Annotated in this window: 2 protein-coding genes and 1 pseudogene; 2 read left to right on the top strand and 1 reads right to left on the bottom strand. The window is 73.8% G+C overall.

The window, feature by feature from the left end:
* Positions 1-1,280 (top strand): alpha/beta fold hydrolase (locus ACVNF4_RS34890; RefSeq protein ID WP_461806867.1); only part of this gene is annotated, 1,280 nt, incomplete at its 5' end.
* Between the two features lie 49 nt (positions 1,281-1,329).
* Here the strand turns inward: ACVNF4_RS34890 and ACVNF4_RS34885 are convergent.
* Positions 1,330-1,719, bottom strand: coding sequence for a cold-shock protein (locus ACVNF4_RS34885; protein ID WP_416970688.1), 390 nt, complete (start codon positions 1,717-1,719; stop codon positions 1,330-1,332).
* A gap of 448 nt (positions 1,720-2,167) precedes the next feature.
* Between ACVNF4_RS34885 and ACVNF4_RS34880 the strand changes: the two are divergent.
* Positions 2,168-2,473, top strand: a pseudogene (locus ACVNF4_RS34880) (hypothetical protein); the annotation flags it as partial.

The raw sequence follows: 2,473 nt of genomic DNA, 5'->3' as shown, positions 1-2,473 counted from the left end.
CCGCCCACGCGGACCCCCGGGCGCCCGCCCGCCTCACCGGCACCCTCGCCGACGGCGCCACCTGGATCGCCGACGTCCCCGCCGCCTGGAACGGCACCCTGCTGATCTTCAGCCACGGCTTCGGCCCCACCGTCGCGAGCAACGCCCCCTCCGAGGCCGTCCGCCTCGACCTCCTCGCGCGCGGCTACGCCCTCGCCGGCTCCTCCTACGACCCGAACGGCTCGCTGTGGGCCCTGGAGAGCGCCGAACGCGACCAGTTCGCCACCATCGACGCCGTCACCGCCGAAATCGGCACCCCCGCGCGCGTCCTCTCCGTCGGACAGTCCATGGGCGGCCTCGTCAACGCGCAACTGGCCCGCGACGGCGCCGGACGCATCGACGGCGCGCTCGGCCTGTGCGGGCTCGTCGCCGGCGCCACCGACCTCTCCAACTACCAGCTCGACGCCACGTACACGATCGCCCGCCTCCTGCTGCCCGGCGAGGACGTCAAACTCGTCCGCTTCACCTCCGCCGCCGAGGCCGCCGCCACCGCGCAGCGCCTCACCGAGGCCGTCACCGCCGCCCAGACGACCCCTCAGGGCCGCGCCCGGATCGCCCTCGCCGCCGCCTTCCTCAACCTCCCCGCGTGGGCGCCGGGACAGAACCGGCCCGCCCCCGGCGACTGGGCCGCCCAGCAGGAGCAGCAGTACGCCTGGCTCGCGGCGGGCCTCCTGTCGTTCATCGGAGGCGGCCGGTACGCGATCGAGCAGTCCGTCGGCGGCAACAACTCCTGGAACAAGGGCGTCTCCTACGAACGCCTGCTCGCCGGCTCCGTCCACGCGCCCCAGGTCCGCGCCCTCTACCGGGGTGCCGGACTCGACCTGCGCGCCGACCTCGCCCGCCTCACCGCGGGCGCCGCCGTCACCGCCGACCCGGCCGCCGTCCGCACCGCCGAACGCACCTCGTCCGCAGGCCAGGCACTCGCCGTCCCCCTGCTGAACGTGCACACGACCGCCGACGGCCTCGTCCCCGTCGAACAGGAGAGCCGCTTCGGCGCGCGTGTGCGCGCGGCGGGCGACGGCCCGTTGCTGCGCCAGGCGTACGTGGAACGGCAGGGGCACTGCGCCTTCACGACCGCCGAGACCGTGGCCGCCCTGCACGCGCTGGAACACCGCGTCGACACCGGCGCCTGGGGCGCCTCGGCGACCGCCGCCGCCCTCCAGACCTCGGCCCTCGCACTCGGCCTCGACGGCGCCGCCTACCTCCCCTACCGGCCCGCCCCGCTGACGGTCGGCAGGTGACATGCCGAAGGGGCGGACGATGTGCTCGTCCGCCCCTTCGACGACCGGATCAGCCCTCGACCCAGCCGTGGTGCTTGGCGAACTGCGCCAGGCCCTGACGCACCTGGAGGATCTGCTCGCCCGTGAGCGAAGGCGCCGACGACAGCAGCGCCTCCGTCACCTCACGGGTGAACTCCTCGGTGTTCAGGACGTCGCACAGGACGTCGTCGTCCGGCGTCAGCGGCTTGCCGTCGGCGCCGCGTGCGAGCCGCACGTCGGACGCCTTCGGACCGCGTTCGCCGTCCTCGATCTCGAACTCCACGGCAACGCCGCGGCGGATCTGCGATTCAGGCATCAACATGTCGTTGACGTGCAGGAAGACATCTTCCCCACCGTCGTCGGGAGAAATGAATCCATAACCCCGCGCGCTGTCGAAGCGCACCACACGACCGGCAACCATCCCGACCCCCAACAGCCTCGAAACACCCACTCCGGTGAACTTGTGGCAGATCGTAACCAAGGCGGGGCCCCGAGAGCGACTCCCGGGTGTTCACCGTCCGCGATACAGGGCGGTCAGCGACTCGGTCACGGTCTGCGCGGCGGGACACGGATCGCCCCGCCACACACCAAGCGTACGGCCCCGGCCCGCCGTCCCACACCCACCGGCGGACGATTCCGGACGAGCGGGGACGCCGTCAACCGGTGCCGTCCCCCGGGCAGTTCACGCACGGCACCGCGAGGGTCCGCGGTTCACCCGTATGAGGTGCGCGTCCGTCGCCGGAAGCGCTCAGCGCCTCGCGCACAACCGCACTCCCTGTGATGTCCGGCACATCCACCGGGCCCGGCCGGGTGACCGGCCCGCGCGGCTGACGTCCGACGCGCCCGCCGACGCCGTATAGAGACCTGCCATGCGGACAAAACGACTTTCCCGTCTCGTGCCGGCCGCCGCGCTCGCCCTGGCCGCCCTCCTGACGTCCTGCGCCGCCCCCGCCGACACGGCGAGACCCCTCACCGCGGACGAGGCGCAGCGGCTGGCCCTGGCCCGCTTCCGGACCTACCAGACCGGCACCGCGACGATGGACCTGCGGATCGACGCCCCCGCCGGGAACACCACCGTGCACGCCGTCGTCGACCACCGCGCGCACCGCGCGGTCGGCTGGTACGACACCGACGGCGCCCCCGGACTGCTCGCCTGGAGCCGCGCGGGGCTCGCC

It is taken from the genome of Streptomyces sp. S6 (genome assembly GCF_054880855.1).
Note: the sequence above shows the minus strand (reverse complement) of the source record. Positions and strands in the feature narration are given on the sequence as shown.